The sequence below is a fragment of the Pelagibacterium sp. H642 genome (genome assembly GCF_031202855.1).
In the GTDB taxonomy this organism is placed as follows: domain Bacteria; phylum Pseudomonadota; class Alphaproteobacteria; order Rhizobiales; family Devosiaceae; genus Pelagibacterium.
The window spans coordinates 20,388-39,007 of the sequence record NZ_CP101830.1; the positions used below are offsets into that span (position 1 = coordinate 20,388).

At 61.4% G+C, this 18,620-nt stretch carries 6 protein-coding genes and 2 pseudogenes; 2 read left to right on the forward strand and 6 right to left on the reverse strand.

Features of this window, described 5'->3' with window-relative positions; translation table 11 throughout:
- Positions 1-68 precede the first annotated feature (68 nt).
- From NO934_RS18325 to NO934_RS18340, 4 genes and pseudogenes are all read right to left on the reverse strand, one after another.
- On the reverse strand, positions 69-899 hold the full coding sequence (locus tag NO934_RS18325; RefSeq protein WP_309164135.1) for a cyanophycinase: 831 nt from the start codon (positions 897-899) through the stop codon (positions 69-71).
- Positions 899-1,750 (reverse strand): isoaspartyl peptidase/L-asparaginase family protein, encoded by an 852-nt coding sequence (locus NO934_RS18330; protein ID WP_309164136.1) that lies wholly within the window; start codon positions 1,748-1,750, stop codon positions 899-901. Before NO934_RS18330 ends, NO934_RS18325 begins: the two co-directional genes overlap by 1 nt.
- Before the next feature lie 14 nt (positions 1,751-1,764).
- A complete protein-coding gene (cphA, locus tag NO934_RS18335; RefSeq protein WP_309164139.1) occupies positions 1,765-4,506 on the reverse strand; it encodes a cyanophycin synthetase in 2,742 nt (913 codons plus the stop codon).
- A gap of 619 nt (positions 4,507-5,125) precedes the next feature.
- Positions 5,126-5,296, reverse strand: a pseudogene (locus tag NO934_RS18340) (HipA domain-containing protein); the annotation flags it as partial.
- A 3-nt stretch (positions 5,297-5,299) separates the two neighbouring features.
- Between NO934_RS18340 and NO934_RS18345 the strand changes: the two are divergent.
- A pseudogene (locus NO934_RS18345) lies at positions 5,300-6,493 on the forward strand (autotransporter domain-containing protein); the annotation flags it as partial.
- Positions 6,494-6,993: 500 nt separating this feature from the next.
- Positions 6,994-8,703, forward strand: a complete 1,710-nt coding sequence (locus NO934_RS18350; RefSeq protein WP_309164382.1) for a catalase — start codon at positions 6,994-6,996, stop codon at positions 8,701-8,703.
- A gap of 272 nt (positions 8,704-8,975) precedes the next feature.
- On the opposite strand, the gene NO934_RS18355 is transcribed toward NO934_RS18350, so the two are convergent.
- Positions 8,976-12,683, reverse strand: a complete 3,708-nt coding sequence (locus NO934_RS18355) for a TonB-dependent receptor (protein WP_309163896.1) — start codon at positions 12,681-12,683, stop codon at positions 8,976-8,978.
- Positions 12,680-18,403, reverse strand: a complete 5,724-nt coding sequence (locus NO934_RS18360; protein ID WP_309164140.1) for a DUF6923 family protein — start codon at positions 18,401-18,403, stop codon at positions 12,680-12,682. The genes NO934_RS18355 and NO934_RS18360 overlap by 4 nt, the downstream gene beginning before the upstream one ends.
- Positions 18,404-18,620 lie beyond the last annotated feature (217 nt).

Genomic DNA, 18,620 nt, shown 5'->3' on the forward strand with positions numbered 1-18,620 from the left:
CAGTCGATGGGTCAGATCCGCACGGATCATTCAACGGCGATAGTTTCACGCTCGCCGTGCTCCCAGGATCAGGTGCGCTGACCGTCGGCGTGTTCTGGCCGTCTCGCCTGCAGATCGAAGCCATCGCCTGAACTCAGGACATGCAACCTTAGATCGTATATCGAGAGTGGGGTGTCTGGCTCTCCCTCCGCGATGTTCGAGTGCGTGACACCCGAGCCGTCGACCAGGTACACAGCACCGCTGCCGATGACGCGGAAATGACCGTCGCGGACCACGATCGCAGTGTCCTCGTCGATGCCGACGCCGAGAACGCGTGGGTTTTGGGCTACGGCACCGATGAGCCGGCCGATGCGGCCACGCTGAGCGAAGTGTTGATCGATGATGACGCCTGGCAGCAAGCCCAGTCCCGCGGCCATCTGCAGGTCGCCCAGCCGATAGGAGGCGGAGTTGCTCGCTCTTACGAGCATTGTCTCGCTCATTGCCGAAGCGCCCGCTGAGGTCCCTGCAACGACACCGCCCGCTTCATAGATCTGGTGCACGCGCTCTTCTATGGGGGTGTCGCCGATCTGGCTGGTGATGCGCAACTGATCACCACCTGAGAAAAAGACTGCCTGCACGTCCTCAAGGGCCGCGATCTTCTCGGGCAGACCGGCCTCTAGCCGGTCTTCGATATAGAGTTCTGTAACGTCGCTGATGCCGAGTCGAGCGAAGGACGTCTGGTATTTCTCGAGATAGCCGTCCGGTTCGTGGGAAGCGATCGTGGCCAGGACCAGTTTACCGTTGCTGATCATCGACGCGACCTCCTTAAGGATTAAGCAATCCCCATCGTGGTCTTCATGGCCACCGATGATGATCAGGGTGCCGGGCTTGGCCTTTCTGTGTTTGCTTGGCTCGGCCATCACGTTTCTTCCGACTTGCGGAGGTATGCACGGGGCTCCGGTTTTTCGCTGGTGGCATACGCAACCGCGAACTCGCGGCTGTTGTGGTCCCAACCGATTTCCCCTTCGGGCGTCAGCACAATGACTCCCGCCTCTCCTTCAAGAGCGCCGACCAGCGGCAGCATTTGCCTGATCGCTGCGTCGGGAGCCAGGGGCTCGAGGGCTCCCATCGTCCGGCTGGCCAGGGCTATGCGGGCGATTTCTTCGCCGTCGCCGGAAAGGGCGACACCACCAACCCGGTTGTCGGCGTAATAGCCACAACCAGGTTGCGGGCTGTCGCCGACGCGACCGGGCAAGGCACCTTCAATGCCCCCAGTGGAGGTGCCAGCAACCAGCAGGCCGGTGGTGTCGAGGGCGACGCAACCAACGGTGTCGTGGGAAAGGGGCCGCTTGAGAAGATGGGCTTTGTGGGTGGTGTCCAGTTCCGCTGGCTCGCACAGCTCCAAGCCTTTCTCGACGGCATAGCGCCGTGCACCCTCCCCAGCGAGCAGAATGGTATCGTCGAACAACATCGACCGAGCGACACTGATGGGGTGGCGCACACCTTTGATTACGGCCACGGCGCCGACGTTGAAGGAATTTCCCTCCATCAGTCCCGAGCACATCTCGATCTCGCCGTCGGCGGTCAGAGCGCTGCCATAGCCGGCATTGAACGTTGGATCGGTCTCCAATTGGCGGATTGCGGCTTCCACTGCTTCGATCGCAGATCCGCCCTGGCCTAGAATATCCCGGCCGCATTCGAGCGCCTTAAGGCACCCCTCTCGGTTGGCCGCTTCCTCGCTCGGTTCAATGTCCTTGGCGCCACCATGCACGATAATGGCCCACATCAGACGACCTCGAGCTGGGGAACGTTGTTTCCCTCAAACGATGAGATCGAGTCTAGGGACGGCACGAACTCTCGAACCTGCTGCCACACCGCCTCGACATCATCGGCAGTGAGCACGACCAGATCGCCTGGCCTGGCCATACGCAAGCATGTGTCCACCGCTTCGTCCTCGGGCAAAACCACATGCAACCGACCCGGCGAGCATCCGGCCTCGAGCGCTCCTTCCATGAGCAACTGGGCCACCGTACCGGATTCGCGGCCACGCAGTTCTCCATCTTCCTTGAAGACGACGATGTCGAAAATGCGCATGGCGAGGGCGCCCATCTCGCGGATATCGCTGTCTCGACGATCGCCGGCTATGCCGACAAGTCCTATCGTGCGGCTGTGATTGCCGGCCATCCCGGTGACCAGGTGCCCGAGGGCCTTAAGCCCATCGGGGTTGTGGGCGTAGTCGAGCATCGTTTTAAAACCGTGCCCGTCGTGAACGTTGAGCCGGCCGGGGCACTGCTCGAACGACATGGTGAACTTCGATAGCGCCGCGCGAATGGTCTTGAGCGGCACCTCGTGGCAATAGGCCATGGCGACTGCGGCCAAAGCATTGGCGGCATTGAAGTCTGCCATCCCCCCGAACGTGGCGGGCATTTCATCTACCTTCATAAGATAGATGGCTTCGCCATTGTCGTAGATTACAACGTCCCAGGCTTCCTCGACACGTTCGCGGCAGACTGCTCTTCCACCGTCGGCCACGTGCTCTGTCAGGAATTCCGGCCACTCGCTGCGATCATGCAGGGAGAAATAACAGATGCTGCCTCCAGCGTTCCGCTCCATGGCGGCTGTGTGCTCGTTGTCGGCATTGAGAATGCTCCAGCCGGTACGCTTGACCGACTCTGTCACGACCGACTTCACTGCAGCGAGGTCGTCGACAGTTTCGATCCCTTTCAGGCCGAGGTGGTCGGGTGACACATTGAGCACCGCGCCAATATCGCATTGGTCGAAAGCAAGGCCTTCGCGCAGGATTCCGCCCCGCGCGCATTCCAGTACGGCAATCTCTACGCTGGGCTCGTTGAGAACAAGTCGGGCACTCCTGGGCCCCGAACAGTCTCCCATCTGGATTCTCTCGCCGTTGAGATAGATGCCGGTGGTGGAAGTCAGACCAACGGTGGCACCCGTCTCTTGTAGGATATGAGCGAGCATTCGTGCGGTCGTCGACTTGCCGTTGGTGCCGGTGATGGCGAAGATCGGAACGCGGCCATCGGAACGCTCCGGATAGAGCATCTCCAGAACCGGACGAGCGACGTTTCGTGGACGTCCTTGAAAGGGCTCAAGATGCATCCGGAAACCCGGGCCGGCGTTGACTTCGATGATGCCGCCGCCGGTTTCGTGCACCGAGCGCCCTATGTCGGGGCACACAAAGTCGATGCCGGCAATATCGAGTCCGATGATTTGGGCAGCACGCCGGGCGATCAGCGCATTGTCCGGATGGATCTCGTCGGTCCGATCAATGGCAGTTCCGCCGGTCGAGAGATTGGCGGTCGGACGGAGCAGGATCTCCTCGCCCGCGGCTGGGATGGACTGCACCGTCAGTCCCATTTGCGCCAGGAAATGATCGACGCAATCATCGAGCTCGATGCGGGTGAGTACGGAAGAGTGTCCTTCGCCCCGGCGGGGGTCCTTGTTGATCTCTTCGACCAGTTCCAGAATTGAACGCGCGCCGTCGCCGACCACATGTGCAGGCACGCGGCGGGCGACAGCCACAATCTCGCCCCCGATCACGAGAATGCGATGGTCGGCGCCGGTGAAGAACTGCTCGACGATGACTGTGCGGCTGTGTTCGCGGGCTTGCTCAAAGCCCCACCGCACCGCTTCGTCATCATCAAGGTCGATGTTGACACCACGGCCGTGATTTCCGTCCAATGGCTTAGTCACCACTGGATAGCCTAGCCTCCGTGCGGCAGCACAGGCTTCATCTGCCGATCGCACCAGTTCTCCGCGCGGCACAGGCAGGCCTGCGCGGTCGAGCAGGAGCTTGGTGAGGTCCTTGTCGCCGGCGATCTCGGTTGCGATCTCGGATGTCATGTCGCTGCAGCTGGCCCGAACGCGCTTCTGCTTGCATCCATGCCCGAAGGTAATGAGGCTGGTGTCATCGATGCGCGAATAGGGTATGCCGCGGCGCTCGGCCTCGTGGACGAGTGAGGCGGTTGTCGGACCAAGGGTGCGGCTCGCTACCTGCTCACGCAGAGCGGCAAGCCCTTCATCAAAGGAGTGGAAGCCCGGGTCATCGCAGATCTCGTCGAGATCGGCAAAGCCCCGCAGGGACTCAGGCAGAATGCCTTCCACCAGCTCCATGGCCAGCCGACCGGCGGAAAGACCCACCTCTTCATCAAGGTAAGCATACATCACGTGATAGACACCGGACTTTCCCGCAACAGAGCGGGTTTTGCCGCGTGTGACCCGCTGCCCCACTACGCTCTGCAGTTCGAGGGCGACATGTTCGATCACATGGCCGAGCCAGGTCCCTTCTTCCATGCGGCGGATGAATCCACCTTCCTCCCGATAGCTGCAGCCATGCTTTTGTAGGCCCGGCAGTGTGGAAACGAGCCGGGAGGCAAAGTCTTCAAGCTTGTTCGTGGGCCAGTTTTCCATTGTGCCCAGGTCAAGAGTGATCTGGATCATCGGAGTGTGGCTATAAAGAAATGGGCCTCGGTAGACGCGCGTGCCGAGCACGCGGACAGGGGTGGTCAACTGGCGCTCGCCAGTGACCTCGGAACTCGACACGGGATGTCTCCTCACCAACTTTGTCGTTGCCATCCACAACAGTCGGCCCAATCGGCTCGTTCCCGTACGCTCGCAGAAAGCTAGCTGGTGATTGCGTGAACACTGCCGGATCGAGTCGCCAAAGCCGTGCTTCGACAACAGGTTATGTCGCGGCACGGTGACCAGCGAGCCTGGCGAGGAGCTGCCTAGGCCTTAACGCAATTTACTAACAGACGCTCCGCCACAACGCGGTGAAAGACGTAGCATTTGCTCCAAGCACCATCTCCAATCGGCACGCAGGCGGACCTTCTGCACGGACCAACGAATGCGGCGCTAGGTGCGCGCACTGCGCCAGGAGCTTCGTGCCCTGTTGAGGCGGGTCGCCTCGCCGGAGTTCCTCGCGGCCATGACTTCTTCGCAAGAGGATTAGCCGCGCAGCTGGTTTCGGGAAGGGTCACTGCCCAGCATCGAGGATCGCTACCGTTGGTGATCGGCTGGTTTGACAATTCCGAGAGCTTGCGATGATACGAGCGCCGCCCCCATCAACAACAATTGTCTGTTACCCCCCGGCAGGCGAGGTGTGCGGTGCGATCGTCTGGTCAAGCACATCACCGCCCCGTGACAAAGCCAGATTGTCAGCCGGGATATAGGGCACCGTCGAGAGCACATCGGAGATCGGCGCCAAGGCGGGCGAATTGCCGTCGCCGGGATAGATCAATGACCAGTTCTTGAGGTGCATGTCGCCATTGCCCATGACCACCGATAGGATCAGCCGGCGATCTATGACTACGACGCCGGTACGGTCGTTCTGGACCTAGCGCGCAACGACATCGGATTTGCCTCAGCGGCACAAACTCGCAACCAGATCGCCACGGCCGAAGGAATCGAAACCATCGGCTTTGATGCCGATCACGAAGTCTACGACGCTATCGCCCAGCTTACCGATGACGAGGACGTGATCCGCGCCAGCTTCGATGCGCTGTCGGGCGAAATCCACGCGTCAGCTCAATCTGCACTAATCGAGGACAGCCGCTTTGTCCGCCACACGGCCAACAACCGTATCCGCGCCGCCTTCGGGGAGGCGGGTGCAACGGTCGCGCCGGTGCTGGCCTTTGGTCCCGGCGGCACCCCCATGGCGGTCGCGGCCGATCATGCCGGCCCGGCGTACTGGTCCTCCGGCTTTGGCTCCTGGAGTTCGACCGACAGTGACGGCAACGCCGCCGCCCTTGATCGCAACACCGGCGGACTGCTGATCGGTGCGGACGGTCTGGTCGGCGGTTGGCGGCTCGGCGTGCTCGCCGGCTACAGCCAGTCCAACCTCGGTGCCGACAATCGTGCTTCGTCCGGTTCGAGTGACAATTATCATCTCGGGCTCTATGGCGGAACGGCGTGGGGCAACATCGCCCCGCGCACAGGCGCGGCCTATAGCTGGCACGACATCGACGCCAGCCGTTCGGTAGCGATCCCCGGCCTCACCGACCGCCTCTCGGCCCACTACAATGCCGGCACGTTCCAGGCGTTCGGAGAACTGGGCTACGGCATCGACATGGACGATACCCGCTTCGAGCCCTTCGCCAATCTCGCCCATGTCAGCGTGCACACCGACGGCTTCATTGAACAGGGTGGTGCTGCGGCGCTCTTGGTTGGCAGCGGCAACACTGATGTGACCTTCACCACGCTTGGCTTGCGCGGCGAGCACGCGATGACGCTCGGCGCCATGAACGCCACCCTGCGCGGCATGGTGGGTTGGCGCCATGCCTTTGGCGATGCCACACAGGAAATCACGTATGCCTTCTCGTCGGGTGATGCCTTCACCATCGCCGGCGTACCAATTGCACAAGATGCCGCCGTCATCGAGGCCTGGCTCGATCTCAACCTGACGCCCGAAGCGAGCTTCGGCCTGTCCTATACCGGCCAAGCCGCTTCGGACGCACAGGACCATGGCTTCAGGGCAAATCTCAGTGTGAGGTTCTGAGCCGAACGGTTCACTCAGTGGCTGCTTTCAGCACCGCAGGTCGTACTCGCCGAGACCAGCGCTTCGTTGGAATGGTCCTGTTTTACCTCATCCCTGTTCAACTGCCGTTTTATCTGTGGGCGCATGGTGTCGTCGATCCCCCACCTGCCGAATGCGAATTGTCGTTCTGCACATTTGCCGGAGGTACTGCCGCGGCTTCTTATAGCCGCATTCGCCTGGTGACGCGGCCAGTCTCAATCCTGAGATAAGGCCCATGTCCGCTCCAGCGGGTCGTGAACGCCCGCGGCTGCAACGAAGGCGCAGATTGGCAGCTTCCTGCCAACGTGAGCGCAGTTGACGTTTGGTGGTTAGCTGTTCGCCCGGTTCAAACCGCCAATCACGAGCGACTTTCGGAAACCAAAGGCCAAGCGCCGGCACTCGTCTATTCTTGGGTGTTCCGCTTGGAACGTTTCGCTGCCGCCGCAATTGGGTCCAGAGAAATTTGTGCAAGGAGCGGCATGATGACCGAGAGCAGGGACGACACCAAGAAACCAACGCCCCGAACCGACAACATCCTGACAAACCGGCAGGGTCATCCCGTCTCCAATAACCAATCTCAGCGGACCGTGGGCAGTCGGGGTCCGGCGACGCTGGAGAACTATCATTTTCTCGAAAAGATCTCCCATTTCGATCGCGAGCGCATCCCTGAACGGGTCGTGCACGCGCGAGGCTTTGTCTGTTATGGCGAATTTGAAGCAACCGGCATGATCGGAGATGAAGCGGCTTCAAGATACACACGCGCGAAATTGTTTCAGGAACGCGGAAAAAAGACCCCTCTGGCCATCCGCTTCTCCACTGTGATCGGAGGGCGCGATTCCTCAGAGGTCGCCCGCGACCCGCGCGGATTTGCGGTTAAGTTCTATACCGAGGACGGCAATTGGGATCTTGTCGGCAACAACCTTGCGATCTTCTTTATCCGTGACGCAATCAAGTTCCCTGACGTGATCCACGCCCTAAAGCCCGACCCTGTGACCTTCCGCCAGGAGCCGAACCGCATCTTTGACTTTATGAGTCAGACGCCAGAATCCATGCACATGCTCACCCACCTATTCTCTCCACGTGGGATTCCGGCAAGCTATCGGCATATGGAGGGGTTCGGGGTCAACACCTATAAGATGGTGAACGCGGATGGCGGCACGGTGTTGGTCAAGTATCATTTCCATCCGCGCCAGGGCATCGCTAGCCTCACCGAGCAAGAAGCGGCTAAGGTGCAGGGGCAGGATCTGGGATCTGCTTCGAAAGATTTGTTCACCGCCATCGAGATGGGGAACTATCCGCAATGGGACCTATATGTGCAAATCATGGACGACCATGAGCATCCCGAGCTTGATTGGGATCCACTCGACGATACCAAAATATGGCCTGAAAAGGACTTCCCCCTACGCCACGTCGGCACCATGACGCTCAACCGCAACGTCGAAGACTTCTTCAACGAAAACGAGCAGATCGCCATGGGAACCGGTGTTCTGGTCGACGGGTTGGATTTCTCGGACGACAAAATGCTGGTGGGACGGACCTTTTCTTATTCCGATACCCAGCGCTATCGCGTTGGCCCGAATTATCTACAATTGCCGGTCAACCAGCCAAAGGCCAGTAGCGTCGCCACAAACCAGTCGGGGGGGCAGATGTCGCACTATCGCGACATGGCGCCGGGGCAGAACCCCTCTGTCAACTACGAGCCATCGATTCATAACGGGCTTAGGGAAGCTGAGCATCAACCTAATGATCAGCCCGAGATCTCTGGGCGTCTGACGCGCAGCGTGATTGAACGGCGCAATGACTATGTCCAGGCCCGCGCGCGCTATTGCACGATGATGGATTGGGAGCGCGATGATCTGATCAAGAATATGGGCACACTGCTTGGCCAGTGCGAGCGCGATGTACAAGAGCGCATGATCTGGCACTTTCTGCTCGTACACGATGACTACGGCAACCGTGTTGGCGACATGATCGGCATTTCTGCTCAAGACGTCCAAGGTCTCGGGCCACTCCCCAAGCAAGTGCTAACCGAAGAGGACAAACAGCGCCTTCATAACCTCGGGCACAATGGCGACGCCATAGACGACACGGTTTGGGGACAGTGGACCAGTTCGGTTCGAAATTACCAGGCGAGAGCCGAAGAGGTGCTTTCCGGAGCGCTGCCTGAAATTGCTGATATGGCGGCGGAATGACCGATTGCCCACCACTTCGATGTCGGGATGCTGCTGCTCAGGTGCGCGCCAACGGCCAATCGTGCAACACTCGGTCCGCTTGTCTAGCGGCGAAAGGCCATGGCAGCTCCCCATTCGCCGCATTCTAGAAGCGTAATCGAGTGCGAGGTAGACCCGCGAACGCGATCGCCAGGCAACCGCGTACTGACCACAGCTAACCTGCATGTCGTGCATCCCACGCCGCCTACGCAACTGGCGGCACGGCCCAGAAGCAACGCTCCTGGGTCTTCGGCTTAGAATTTTCCGACGAGGTTTAGGAAGACGCCGCGGTCATTGAGGGTAAGGTCGCGCAGATCGTCCGAGAAGGATCCGAAGTTGTAGCCAAGGCCGATTTTGAAGTTGTCTCCCAGATGGTGGTAGACGGCGGCCAAGGCCCCATAATCGGTGGTTTCGGCCTCAGGCATGTGCATCACCCGCCCCTCGAGGAGAAGGTCCCAGTTCTTGACCACATGGACGTCGGCCCGCAGCACACCCAGATGGGCCGACGACTGGTGCCAGTCATCGACAAAGCCGGTGTCATCGGTGGCCCGGTTGAGCACTTCGCCGTAGCGGAAGCCATATTTGCCCCCGACCGTGAGCCAGGGCATGAGGTCGTAGTTGACGTCCAGTGACAGGATATGGCTGCGCTGGGCCGGAGCGAGGCTGTCGCCCGTCACCCCGCTGATCAACTGGTTGCCGCCTGGCCGGTCATAAAGCCAGGTGTAGCGGAACAGCGCGTTGAGCCGGTCATGCTCGACGGGACGGTAGGCATAGCCAATCGAGGCTTCGGCATATTCGGTGTCGGTGAACGCGGAGTTGTCCGAGGTCGAATCCGAGAAGACCCCATCGAAGTCGGCCAGAAGCCGCCAATCGTCACTGGTCTGCCACGAAAGGCCCGTGGCAAAAAGATAAGTGTTCTGGTTGCGCGTGCCGTCCGAGGATTCTTCGATCCGAACCTCCCCGCGCGCATGGGCGGCGATGCCCTCGGGCTCGTCCACATAGCTGATCGCCAGCGAAGGGGCGTACCGATTGAAGTCGGCCCGCTCAAGACCGGTGACCGGATCGGTGGTGCTGTCCTCGACCCGCCCGGCCACAAGACCCAGATCAACGGTCCAGAGCGAATCCGGGGTCAGCAGCACGCCATAGGTCTGGGTCAGCGAGCGCTTGTTGCCGTACATATCGTAGCTGTTTTCGGCATAGGTCGAGGCGATCTCATCGAGCCTGCGCTTGAGCCCGAACACCACGGTGCCCCCGTCGTCTCCGATCAGATCGAAGGTTTCGCCAATGTCGAAGGCCCGCGCCGGATCAAGCCGGTAGCCCATATAATAATGCTCATCGGCATTGGGGTCGTAAGTGGCGCCCAAAAGCGCGCCCAGCCCGTGCGTGCCGTACGATATTTCACCGGTAAGCCCGACCGTATCGGTCAGTTGCACCTGGGCGCCCACACCGGCCCGGTCGTTGCGATCGATATCGCCCGAGGTGGCAAGCGTGGTCTGACCAAAGGCATGAAGGATGGTGTCTTCGGACAAGTGATGTTCGATGCGCACACCAGCATCGAGCCGGGACCCGTCATAGCCCGACCGGCCCGATGCAATGGCCCGGGGGGACATGAGTTCGGTGTAGCTCAGCCCAGCCGAGACGTTCCAATAAGGGTCAAGCTGGAAGGCAAGGCTTAAATCGCCATTGCGCTTGATCTGGCCTTCACCATCCTCGTAGTCGTCATAGCCTGCCACCAGTTCGACGCCGTTTTCAAAGGCGATGTCGGCATCAAGACCCCACAGCCACTGATCGGTGTGGATCTGCTGGGTGAGGGTGGAAAACCCTTCTTGCTTGTTCTCGTAGTAAGCTCCAACCGTCCCCTGGGTACCGGTCACCCCAAGATCGGCCAGATCGATCTGGCCGGCCAGCCGCCAGGCAATCGCGGATCTGCTGGCGATCCCTGCAGTCCCATCCTCGCCCCAGGAAAGACCACCGTCCACCGAGTGCGAGAGGCCAAAGCCGGGTCCCTCCGAGCGGGCGATTTCAGCCTCAAGGAACGAGGTTTGCGAATAGCGCAGCGCAATATCGGCGCCAATTCCTGTCTGATCGGCCGGCCCGGTGGTTTCGCTCATCCCCGTCGCCCCGATCCGAAGATGATCGCCAAACCAGTGCTGGAGCCGTCCCCCATAGGCATAGCCATCAAGGTCATCGGCCGCAGGCACGAACTCGTATTGGGCGACAAGAAAGACCTTGTTGCCACCGATCGCCCCATCGCGCACCGGTCCACTGGTCCCGGTCATCCACGCCAGCGGGCTTTTGAGAATGACCACGCCCTGAAGATAGTCGATGCTGTAATCGACCCCATACTGAAGCACCCGGCGCTGCACCACGCGCCCCGAGACCGCATCGCGCACCTCGACGGTGAGCGTTTCTGAACCAACCGAGACGTCCTGGCGGCGCAGAAAATAGGCCGATCCGCCCGTACCCTGGAACTCCTCGCGCTGGGGCAGCGTATCGGGAAGCGCAGCATAGACCGTGGCCTGGGTGCGCCGTTCTCCAAAGCTTGTCGTCTCCTCGGAGCGATAGACGGCGTTGGCCCCATAGAGCGTGCGGTCCGAGCGCAAGAACTCGGTGCCCTCGATGGCCGTCTGATAATTGCCCCACATCACATGACTGTCACCGCGCTCGAGACGCAGATAGAACCGCCCGTCGGTGGGGGCATCCTCGACAATGGTGGAGTCGTCGCCATAGACCGGGTAGTATTCGCTCGGATCAAGGCCACGCAGCAGGTCGCGCGCATTGCGTTCACCCATGCGATCAAAAAGGTGCCCCAGACCTTCCTCGCCGGTGTCGGCGGCAGCGGTCAGGAGATATTCTCCCCGGATCTTGCCCTTGAGATAGAACGCCAGCCGACCGGTGGACCAGACCTCATCATATTCGCCCGGACGCACCGCTTCGATCATATCGTCGCCCGTGCGCGCCCCCACCGTAAGATCGGCGAGCGCCACATAGAACCAATCGTCATAAGGGATGTTGATCTCGCGGGTGAACTGGAGGGCGCTTTTGCCCCCCTCGCCAACAAGGGCAACGTCCACCGAGTGATCGCCCGGGGGCAGGATGCGTTGGGTCACAAAAGCCCGCTCCGCATCAACGGCAATGGTTTCGCCCAGAGCCTGGACGGCATATCCCGCCGGAACGCTGTGGCCATAGACAGTGACCGCTCCGCCATAAACCGAGATATTGCGGACCCCTGTGCGATCCTCATCAAGCTCGGAGGTCTCCAGCCGGCCCGAGGCGTCGAGCCCAGCGCGTCGCTCAACAAGCGGGGCGGGCAAGGTTTCATCGTAGGCGCCCCGGCCATCATAGACACGGAGCACATAGCCAAAACGTTCCGCCTCGGCAGGAACCGTCCATTGCGCACGCCCATTGATGGCAACCGGAACGATGGCGACCGGTGCCGCGCTGGGCCCGGCCTCACGGTCATGGATGCGGATTTCGGCACGGGCGATAAAGCCCGGATAGTTGGCATAGGTGGCAAAACTGATCGTATCGCCTTCCTGGCCGCCGCCCTGGCGCGGTTCGGTCACCACATTGAGCACCGGCTCGGCATCGAGCCCGTCGAACTTGACCCCGATATCGACAGCGCTCAGGCCCAGATCGGTCCGCCGCTGCGCATCGACCGGGCGATCGAGCACGGTGCTTTCCTCGACCGTATCGCCATCGACGCTGATCATGAAGGGAATGGAACCCGCATCGGCCAAAGATTCGGCCTCGGTGTTCTCCCCGATCGGCAGGGTCCCCACCTGACTGGCGTACTGGGCCTGGCCAATCACCTGGGCAGGGCAGTCGCCGGTAGGGCAGGGATTGGTTTGCGCCAGCGCAGGGACGGCCAGCAGCACGCCAGTGGTCAGCGCACTGCCCGATAGCAACCCCCATGAGGGCAAACCGAGCCGACTGGGGATCTTTGCACGACTGGAGGTCATTGGCCCGTCTCCACACGCATTTCGATTTCAAGCCGGTATTGACCCGATGTCGCTCGCCACCTCTCGGCAATAAGCGCTTGCAGGCTCTCGAGGCGATCCTGGGCAAGATCGGGATCTGCGCCCGCCTCGATATAGGTGAGGCGAAGCACCGACTGCTCCTGGGCCAGGAAGCCGATCAAATCGTCGATGCCTCCCTCCCATTCCGGCCGCAGGTCGACGAGGCCAGGCTCGAAAGCCCCATCCTGGAGGTCGAGACGCACGACCCGGCCGATCGATGCGCCGAAGTTGAGCTCGGTCATCTTGCCGGCGGTCAGCCGCACAACGCGCGGATTTTCCGTCGTCAGCCGATAGCCGGTGGGCAGGGTGCGGATGTCGAGCTTGAGGATGAAGTTCGAGCCGATCCGCTGGTCGGGCAGCGCCGCACAGGGCACGCTGAACCGGCCATGGGCGTCGGTGGTGATCAATTCGCCATTGACCGTGGCCAGCCGCACGCCCGGCAGGCCCGGCTCGCCCTCGTCCTGATAGCCGTTGCGGTTGCGGTCATCGAACACGCGCCCGATGATTTCGCTGCAATCGAACACCGGCTCAGCGACAATCTCGACAGTGGCCGTTGCCTCGGGGGCAAGCTGGCGGCCCGTCGAGTCGGTCACTCCGGCACGATTGACGTGTTCGCCCGGGCCAGCCGAGCTCAGTGCCAGCATACGCAGCCTGATCTCGAGCTGGGCATTGGCGGGAACCGAGACGTCCTCGAAGATCACCCGCAACCCTTCGACCACCGGGGTCGCTTCGACCCCATCGATGCTGGCCGAGCCCTCCACGTATCGGAAGCCCGAGGGCAGCGTGTCGATCACGGTCAGGTCCGCGGCAGTGGACCCGGAATTGTTGGTGATCCTGATGACGAACGGCGCTTCCTCGCCGCGCCGAATATAGCGCAGCGATGCCACCTTGGAGACCGACAGGTCGGTCTCTACCGCCGGCAGCGAGACGAAAGACTGGCTTTCATCCGATTCAACCGGCGTACCCGTCACGCTGTCGCCATTGGTGTAGCCCAGCGCAGTGGCGGTGTTCTCCACCCCATCGGTCAGCCCGACGCCGTTGTCGACGTCGCCTTGGGCAAGAGTATAGACAGCGGTGAAGCTCTGCTGCTCGCCGGGATCGAGCGTCACGAGGTCCGGGGTAAAGGGCGAGAGCGTGCCCGTTCCCGCCAAACCATTAAAGGTCGGACCGGGATCTTGTGGGCTCACATCCTCAATCACCACATTGCCGGTGTTGGTGACGACGAGCGTATAGTGCAACTCGTCCCCGGCATTGGTGGCGCCGTTTCCGTTGACGTCCACATATTCACCCGTCTTGACGATCTCAAGGCTCGGCAGGGCCGACGGCACAGTGACCGTGTCAGGCGAGCTCTCAATGGGGTCGCCGCCGCCCGGAGGCGTTCCGGTGCCAGTCGCGGTGTTCTCGACACTGCCGGTTTCGATATCGGCCGGCGTCGGCTGATAGGTTGCCGTGAAGGTGAAGCTCGCGCCCGGGGCCAGCGTCTGCGGCCCCTGATCGAGGTCGACACCCGCGGCTATAAGCAGCGGATCATCGACCGTTACATCGGTGAGTGAAACCGCACCGGTATTGGTCACCAGGAACGCGTAGGTGATCGCTTCGCCCGGATCGAGCAGACCGTTGCCATTGACGTCGTCAAGCTGGCCGGTCTTTTCGATGGTAAGGCCCGTGTCTTCATTGGGCGGCACCACGACCGTGTCCGGTGGACTTTCGACCGGCGGATCGCTGGGATCCGGCGGCGTTGCGGTCGCAGTTGCGGTGTTCTCTACATTGCCCGCATCGATATCGGCCTGTGTGGGCTGATAGGTTGCAGTGAAGGTGAAGCTCGCTCCGGGAGCCAGCATCTGCGGACCCTGATCGAGGTCGATACCGGCGTTCTGGAGCAGCGGGTCGTCGACCGTCACGTCGGTGAGCGTCACCGCGCCGGTATTGGTCACCAGAAACGCGTACGTGATGGTCTCGCCCGCATCGATCAGCTCGTTGCCGTTGGCATCGTTGAGTGTGCCCGTCTTTTCAATCGAGAGACTCGCTTCCTCGTTCGGAGGAACGACGACCGTGTCCGGCGGGCTTTCAATCGGCGGATCGCTGGGGTCCGGCGGGGTGCCGGTGGCGGTTGCGGTGTTCTCTACAGTGCCCGCATCGATATCGGCCTGCGTCGGCTGATAGGTTGCAGTGAAGGTGAAGCTCGCTCCGGGAGCCAGCGTCTGCGGGCCCTGGTCAAGCGAAACGCCGGCACCAGACAACAGCGGATCATCGACCGTCACGTTGGTCAGCGTCACCGCACCCGTGTTCCGCACCAGGAACGAATAGGTAATGGTCTCGCCCGCATCGATCAGCTCATTGCCGTTGAGATCGTTGAGCGTGCCGGTTTTTTCGATTTCGAGACCCGTCTCGTCGCTCGGCGGAACCACAACGGTATCGGGTGGGCTTTCGATCGGTGGATCGCTGGGGTCCGGCGGGGTGCCGGTACCAGTGGCCGTATTCTCAACCGAACCTGAGTCGATGTCGGCTTGGGTCGGCTGATAGGTCGCCGTAAAGGTGAAGCTGCCGCCTGGCGCCAATGTCTGGGGTCCCTGATCGAGCGACACGCCCGCATCTTCGAGCAGCGGATCGTCGACAGTCACGTTGGTCAGCGTCACCGCACCGGTGTTCCGCACCAAAAACGAATAGGTGATCGTCTCGCCCGGATCGATTAGATCGTTGCCATTGAGGTCGTTCAGCCGGCCGGTCTTGGCGATCGAAAGACCAGCCGCCTCGTTGGGCGGAACCGTGCTGGTATCGGGCGGGCTCTCGATGGGCGGGTCGCTCGGGTCCGGCGGCGTGCCCGTCGCATGGGCAGTGTTTTCAACCGAGCCCGCATCAATATCGGCCTGGGTGGGCTGATACGTCGCCGTGAAGGTGAAGCTCGCGCCCGGCGACAGGGTCTGCGGACCCTGGTCGAGGTTCACGCCGGCATCGACCAGGAGCGGATCGTCGACCGTGACGTCGGTGAGCGTCACCGCGCCTGTGTTGGTCACTAGGAACGAATATGTGATGGTCTCACCCGCATCGATCAATTCGTTGCCGTTGAGATCGTTGAGCGTGCCGGTTTTGGCGATGGAGAGACCTGGTTCCACGTTGGGCGGAACGACAACGGTGTCCGGCGGACTCTCAATCGGCGGATCACTGGGGTCCGGCGGCGTGGCCGTGCCAGTTGCCGTGTTCTCCACCGAACCGGAGTCGATATTGGCCTGAGTCGGCTGGTACGTCGCGGTGAAGGTCGCCGTGCCACCCGGCTCTAGCGTCTGGGGACCCGGAGTGACACTCACGCCGGCATCGGCCAGGAGCGGATCGTCCACCGTCACATCATCGAGCGCGATATTGCCGATATTGGTGACCAGGAACGAATAGGTAATCGTCTCGCCAGCATCGATCAGCGCATTGCCGTTGAGATCATTGAGGGTACCGGTCTTTTCGATCTCGAGCGCAGGATCGGCCAGTTCGTTGGTGTCGGTGGCGCTATTGTTGCCGGTGTCGGGATCGGGAACGTCCGAAGGATTGGTGACGGTCGCCGTGTTGACAAGATCGACGGCGAAATCGGCGGGCACCGACATGGTCAGAGTATAGGTGACCGACGCGTCGGGAGGCAGGTCGACCTCGTCCGAGATCCCGCCTGTGCCGCTCGCCGCACCGCATACGCCTCCGCCCGCCGCAGCGCAAGTCCAGGTCGCATCGGTAATGCCAGCAGGCAGCGGATCCTCAACCACCACATTCTGGGCGCCGAACGGTCCGTTGTTGCTGACGACGATGGTATAGACCACGTCCTCGCCCGGCAGATAGGTATCGCTGCCATCGGTTTTGGTGATCTGCGTGTCGGCAGGTAGAGAAACGGGGGTCAGCGGACACTTGGCGCCGTCGCCGGTACCGACTGGCGAAGTGGAAATCAGTGTCGCAACGCCGGTCGTCAGATCGAAGCGATAAAAGCCGCCATTGTTGAGCCGGCCGAAGACACCGTTACTGGCGTCGATCAGCGACCCGAAGGAATCGACAATTCCCGACGGCCCGATGAGGTTCACGACGCCTGAGACGGGATTGATCGAATAGAAGTTGCCGTTACTTTGGTCATGGCCATAGAGAAGGCCGTTGTGCCAGGCCAGGTCTGCTGAGGCCACCGACGCACTAAGTCCGATTGAAACGGCAGTCCGGGTGACGAGGTCAATGCGCCACATGACGTTTAGCGGATCAACCCCATTGTTCTTGACGTAATAGTAGCCGTCCGCGCCGACCGCGCCCGAGGCAATACCCGTTGAGGAATTGATTCCACCACCGGTGATCGGCCCCTGGTCGCTTACCGAGCCGTTGCTGCCGATGCGCAGCAGGCGCCACCTGTTCGTGCCCGCGTCCCAGCGTGTCGCATAGATATAGTTAGTGACCGGATCATAGCCCATGGCATTGTAGCCCTGGGCGTAAGGCGCGCCGATCGGGGGGAACGCGAAGGGGTTGGTGCTCGTGTCGACGCTGACGAGCTGCGTCGGGGCATTGATCCCGAGATACATGGTCGGGGAGCAGACAAAGTTCGGCTGCGTGCCGAAAGTGACCGAGCTGCTGCCGGGCGGGTTGACGCCGACGCTCGACGTGATGTTGGAGGCATCGTTGGTATAAGTCCCGGCAGTCGTCGAGGTGACGGGCACCGTCACCGTGCACGAGGCCATTCCGGCCGTCAGGTTGCCGGAAACGTCGATCGTCGATCCGCCGACGGGCGCGTTGATGACGCCGGCCGGGCAGGTCGTGCTCGTCTCGTCCGAGGCGACCACCAGCCCTGTGGAAAGCTCGTCCGTGAAAGACCAGCCGTTCTTCGCGCCCTCTTCGCTAGTATTAGTAATCGTAAACGTCAGTGTGGAAGCCGCCCCTGTCGCCAAGTTCGTCGGGACGAATTCCTTGTCGAGCTGCGGCGTCGCATCCAAGATGGTGATGTTGTCGAAGGCGTGGTCGTTGCCTACTCCGCTGCCGTTGTTGTTAACCATGCGCACCCCGACCGAGGAGCCGCTGATCAGCAAGGCCTCGTTCGAGGTGTAGGATCCCGTATTGACAGTTCGGGCCGCTGCAGTTCCCAATGCAGGGATACTGAACGTCCGCGGGCTGGTACAAGCATTGATCGCCGATCCGACGGGCGTCGCTACGCTTCCTTCGTCGAGCAGCGAAAACTGCAGCGACGGCGCGGACACGTTGCAGTTGACTGCGGCGACATCGACGCCGAAGGTGACAAAGCGGTTGTCGATGGGAAATGGGATATTGCTCGCCGTTTCGAACTCGATGAGACCGGCGCCGGGCTCGCCCGCAGTATAGGCAGTAACGGCATAGTTGTCGCGCGGCGCGGCCTGCCCTGTATGAAGCCCAAGCGCCCAAGCGAGCTGCTGCGACTGATTCCAGAACGCTATGTCGCGGCAGTCACTCGCCTGAGCAGCGCCGTTGGTGGCCTGGTTTGCCGATGCGATCCAACCGTTGCAGTCGACCAGCCAGTTTGGATGGGCCGTGTATCCCTGGCTGGTGACACCGGTATAATCATCCAGCTTGACGATCGGGCTTGGACCTGGCCGATTCTGGAAATCCTCGACATAAATCTGGATAGGCGGCTGCGGAACACCCGGCGTGCCCGGTGCGGCCATCGCCCCACCGCTCAGTGCCATTCCCATGACCGCGAGAGGAACCGCAACCCGGGCAGCTCGCCCGCTTATCACGCCTATAACGGCATTCCGCCAGGACCGGGCTAAATCAGGTACTGAGAAAAAAACAGGATCATGCATTAGCGGCCCCTCGAACGAATTGGTCCAGTGGGAGCCGCCTGTGCATGCGCTGTCCGAGCAAGTGCCGAATTGTGGAAATCGGCACACCGCAATGATGCTC

Bases quoted from the DNA above. Each gene is read 5' to 3' on its own strand.
- NO934_RS18325 (WP_309164135.1), bottom strand. From the start codon at position 899: ATGGCCGAGCCAAGCAAACACAGAAAGGCCAAGCCCGGCACCCTGATC.
- NO934_RS18350 (WP_309164382.1), top strand. From the start codon at position 6,994: ATGACCGAGAGCAGGGACGACACCAAGAAACCAACGCCCCGAACCGAC.
- NO934_RS18355 (WP_309163896.1), bottom strand. From the start codon at position 12,683: ATGACCTCCAGTCGTGCAAAGATCCCCAGTCGGCTCGGTTTGCCCTCA.
- NO934_RS18360 (WP_309164140.1), bottom strand. From the start codon at position 18,403: ATGGCACTGAGCGGTGGGGCGATGGCCGCACCGGGCACGCCGGGTGTT.